The sequence below is a fragment of the Fibrella forsythiae genome (genome assembly GCF_017353175.1).
In the GTDB taxonomy this organism is placed as follows: domain Bacteria; phylum Bacteroidota; class Bacteroidia; order Cytophagales; family Spirosomataceae; genus Fibrella; species Fibrella forsythiae.
The window spans coordinates 1-3,712 of the sequence record NZ_JAFMYW010000035.1; the positions used below are offsets into that span (position 1 = coordinate 1).

Annotated in this window: 5 protein-coding genes; 2 read left to right on the forward strand and 3 right to left on the reverse strand. The window is 54.3% G+C overall.

The window, feature by feature from the left end; genetic code table 11:
* On the reverse strand, positions 1 to 295 hold a 295-nt coding region (locus J2I46_RS32420), incomplete at its 3' end, for a hypothetical protein (protein ID WP_207333272.1).
* Positions 296 to 585: 290 nt separating this feature from the next.
* Between J2I46_RS32420 and J2I46_RS33270 the strand changes: the two genes are divergently transcribed.
* On the forward strand, positions 586 to 708 hold the full coding sequence (locus tag J2I46_RS33270) for a hypothetical protein (RefSeq protein ID WP_262898083.1): 123 nt from the start codon (positions 586 to 588) through the stop codon (positions 706 to 708).
* A 58-nt stretch (positions 709 to 766) separates the two neighbouring features.
* Here J2I46_RS33270 and J2I46_RS32425 read toward each other — a convergent pair whose 3' ends face one another.
* Complete coding sequence (locus tag J2I46_RS32425) at positions 767 to 1,324, reverse strand: RNA polymerase sigma factor (RefSeq protein ID WP_207333273.1); 558 nt, start codon at positions 1,322 to 1,324, stop codon at positions 767 to 769.
* A gap of 900 nt (positions 1,325 to 2,224) precedes the next feature.
* Between J2I46_RS32425 and J2I46_RS32430 the strand changes: the two genes are divergently transcribed.
* The gene (locus J2I46_RS32430; protein ID WP_207333274.1) at positions 2,225 to 3,313 is read left to right on the forward strand and encodes an epoxide hydrolase N-terminal domain-containing protein; all 1,089 of its coding nucleotides are present in this window, start codon (positions 2,225 to 2,227) and stop codon (positions 3,311 to 3,313) included.
* Positions 3,314 to 3,423: 110 nt separating this feature from the next.
* Here the strand turns inward: J2I46_RS32430 and J2I46_RS32435 are convergent, their stop codons facing one another.
* Positions 3,424 to 3,702, reverse strand: a complete 279-nt coding sequence (locus tag J2I46_RS32435; protein WP_207333275.1) for a PIN domain-containing protein — start codon at positions 3,700 to 3,702, stop codon at positions 3,424 to 3,426.
* Positions 3,703 to 3,712: the final 10 nt, after the last annotated feature.

Sequence of the window (3,712 nt, forward strand, 5' to 3'; positions counted from 1 at the left end):
GGTCCTTGTCTTCCAGGGTTGGGTGCTGATTGGTCGTTGAGCAGAGCTGCCCGATGGTTACGACTGCTTCATTGCCCGAGGAGCGCAGCAGGGAGCTGAGTCGAACCGAAGTGGCCGTCAGGTCTCGGCTTTGGATCGACTGGGCCGAATCCAGTATAGCCCTTGTCAGGGCAGGCGCAGGATCCGCCTTTTTTTGGCAACTAAAGCCTATCACCAGGATCAGGGCAAACAGCATACCGTTGCCGTAGGCCGCTGCCCTTACTGTAGCTGTAGACAATAGCTTGGCTGATTTCATCTCTATGTCGGTTGCCTGGCAACCCGGCGGCCCTGGCGCTACGCTGCCGGGCCATGATGCGTAAGCAAAAGCGGCCCGGCCACCTTCTTTACTGAGCGCGGATAAGTTTAAAGAGCTCCCCGGCTCACGCAGCTTAGCCTGGCGCTAAGCGCCAAAACGCCCAGTGAACGCTTGACGCAGCGCCACCAATTACAAGACACCTCAGTCCGGGTGTTCGCGATCATTCCCCCGGCGGTGGGTACCAATCTGGGTCACTAGGACCACTACGATAACAGCAACAGCTGATGCCGATGACTGATTTCATCGAGGCGGTGATCGATGCCCTGCAACAGGCCACCTACGAGGCGGGCGTTGGCATTGCCGAGCACCTGCGTCAGCAGCGGGAAGTTCTCCTCGATTTGCTTAACCCCTAGAAACTGGGGTTGCAACTGTGCTTTGCTGGCCAGGGTTCCACGCCCCCAGGGGGGCGGGTTAATTCAGGTGCAGGACTATATGCTTGTGGAGCTGCCTGGCCTGATCGCGGGCGCGCTTGAGCCGCATCTTGACGGCGCTCTCGCTAAGCTGACCTTCACTGGCCAGGGTGGCTACCGACTCTCTAACCACGTAATGCTTATGAAGCATCTCCCGGTCCCGATGAGTCAGCCCTTGGAGAGCCGCCTCGGCCTGCTGCCAGCGCTCCTCCAGGGTGAGTTCCTCCCGGTTATCCTGAACGGCAAGATCATGTTCTGGCCCCAGTGGCACATAGATGCGCTTTTTTAGTTTATCCCGGGCTGAGAAGCAGTGGTAGCGCGTCAGCACGAATAGCCAGGTGGCAAAGCTGGATTCACCCCGGAAGGTGTGCAGCCGGTCGTGCACCTTGCAGAAGATCTCCTGGGTCTGGTCCCGGGCCTCTTCCTGGTCTCCCATCAGGCGTAAAGCAGACGCATATACTTTATCGTAATAGCGCTGGTGAAGCTGGGTGAATAAACGGTCTTCCCGGGTGGAGAGGAAGAGGGCAATTAGCGTCTCGTCAGAGTACGGCTGTTTCATAAAAGTGGACTTACCGGCTGCGGCGGGAAAGCAAGGGTGATGATTAGTTTAGTACCCTGATGAGGCGGTAAGCCAGTCATAATGAGCCTATTGTCAGGACAGCTCAGTCAACTAGCTAATCAGGATTAACAAGTATACGAATAAATCATACGCTCGGATTACATGTCGATACATATATAATTAACTATTTTTCTACTTAATCTATATACTATTGATTATCAATATATTACAACATGATTTATTGCTTCATGTGGAAGTGAACGCGCTGGCAGAACCAGATCAGCCGCCCGTAACAGGACGGGCCTGACTTTAGCTCCACGCCGAAGAGAAGACTCATTTAAGCGCTGGCAGGAATAGTACTCCAGCACTTACTCTTGGATGGCCTTTTATAGCGTTTCTACGGCTTCTTACCAGTAGTATCTGAGGCTAGGTTGGCCACGCCCTCACCCAGATTCTTTCTGGCTTTTCTCTGGCTGTTTTGGGGCCTACTTCAGCCTGGCTTGCAGGTCAGCAAAGCCTACTTTTGACCGGGTTTTCAGGCCAGTTTTAAGGCAAAGGAAGGGGTCCTGCTAGGCACCAATCCGGAGAAAGAATTATTTTCCGGATCCTGGCCTGGTCAGTACGCTGAGCACTAAATCTGATTAGTTTTGTGGCAACCACTCAGATTCGTGCGTATGAATCGCCCACCGCACTCCTCCACTACCCGGGATACGTCCGGCTCCTGGACCTAAAGAGCCCGCTGGAGGCCTCTACGCGGAGGCCCATCTTCACCCGCTGCTCAGAAAGCCGTTGGTCTGGCCCCACCAGCCAGCTGTAGCCAGCAAGGAGCATTAGGCTGGTCAGTAGGCGTTCTTTTTATCAATCAGCTTGTTTATAACACGCCTTGACCGATTAGTACCCATGAATCATCCGTTTAACATTGCCGTCAATCAAGCAACGCTGAACGATCTACAAGCCCGGCTCGCCAGGACCCGCTGGTCGGACGAAATCGATAGTACCGACTGGAAAGGGGGAACCAGCCAGACTTATTTACAGCAGCTTTGCTGGTACTGGCAGCACGAGTCAATCGTGCAGTTGGTCCGCTTCGCCTTGGTAGGCTGGCTGGTTGCTTCCTGCGCAGTAGGCAGGCCGCCTGTCTGGCCGAATCAAAGCGGCAACTACTGTGAACCGGCTTTTCAGGCGATCTACAACCAGAAGTATACGCCACTGGCTAGTCTGCCAACCGATACGGCGTTGACCAACCATTTCTCCCCGCATGATATCCTGCTGGCCAATGCTGCGGGGATCCTTCCTCTGTTACAAGGTATGCGTCAGCCGAAAACAAATGATATGGACGCCCGATTGGCTCGACTCAGTAAGCTACAACAGGTCCAGGGCCGACTTTTACTGGCCTCGACCGAAATTGCCAGTCTGGCTGCCGAACTGGACTGCGAGGGTGAACGGGCCGATCAGCTAGCCACGTATCTGGACCAGAAAGATCAAACCCGGGTGAGAAACTTGACCCTGTTGTCGGTGTTTGTGGGCGCGGTTACCACCGTTGCCTCGACCTTGATTCAGGCCGATCGAGCGGACAAAGTGGCGGGCATCAGTGGAGGGCTATTGAGCGCCGGGCTAGGGGGAGCGGCGGCCCTCTCCTCCCATCAGGCAATTTTATTCAGTCACAATCGAAATTTACTCGCCGATATTTGGGATCAATCGGAGCAATCTGCTATTTATTCCCCCTTTATCTGGTATGTGCTGAATGAGAAGTCATTTAGCAATAATGGTCAGCACTCCATTCGGTACAACATTCGTCAGCGCTGGCAAGCCTACACCCTGGCTGGTTCGCCCCTCGGGAAAAAAGTGCTCTATTTTGGGGCAGGCGGGCTTTATCAGGCCGATGACTTTCATGCGCGGGCCAATATGCTGAATCAACTTCAAGCCTCTATTCGCTCGATCAGCCAGGATTTACAGGGTTTACTCACCCGCCTTACGCTTGAGGTTCGCTAACAGGTGAGACTGGCATAAAGTGACATTGATGATTGGGGCAGTAAGGGATCGGGGCAAGTTTGTGCTTGATCGGCCAGCGGCTTAAGCCTAAAGAACCCTGCCCCGACCGATCAGATCGATACCAGGCCATATAAATCGGCCGTATTGATTACCCGCTCAAAGCCCAGGGCCTTCAGGTGATGAGTCAATTTTTTGTCCTCCGTCCATAGCCAAGCCTCGTTTTGCAGGGCCAGGGCTACAAAACTGATATCGTTGGCATCGACTCCGGCCGTGAGCTGCTCGGCCCGGAGCCAGTGGGGCGGCTGGATTAGGGCCTCGTTGATAAAATCGATCTGCTTGAGCAGACCATAGAGTACCAGGCTAACCTGCTCGGCGGGCTGTTTGGCCAACTAAACGATC

Excerpts from the sequence above, each read along its gene's own strand:
- J2I46_RS33270 (WP_262898083.1), top strand. The coding sequence starts at position 586 with ATGACTGATTTCATCGAGGCGGTGATCGATGCCCTGCAACAGGCCACC.
- J2I46_RS32425 (WP_207333273.1), bottom strand. The coding sequence starts at position 1,324 with ATGAAACAGCCGTACTCTGACGAGACGCTAATTGCCCTCTTCCTCTCC.
- J2I46_RS32430 (WP_207333274.1), top strand. The coding sequence starts at position 2,225 with ATGAATCATCCGTTTAACATTGCCGTCAATCAAGCAACGCTGAACGAT.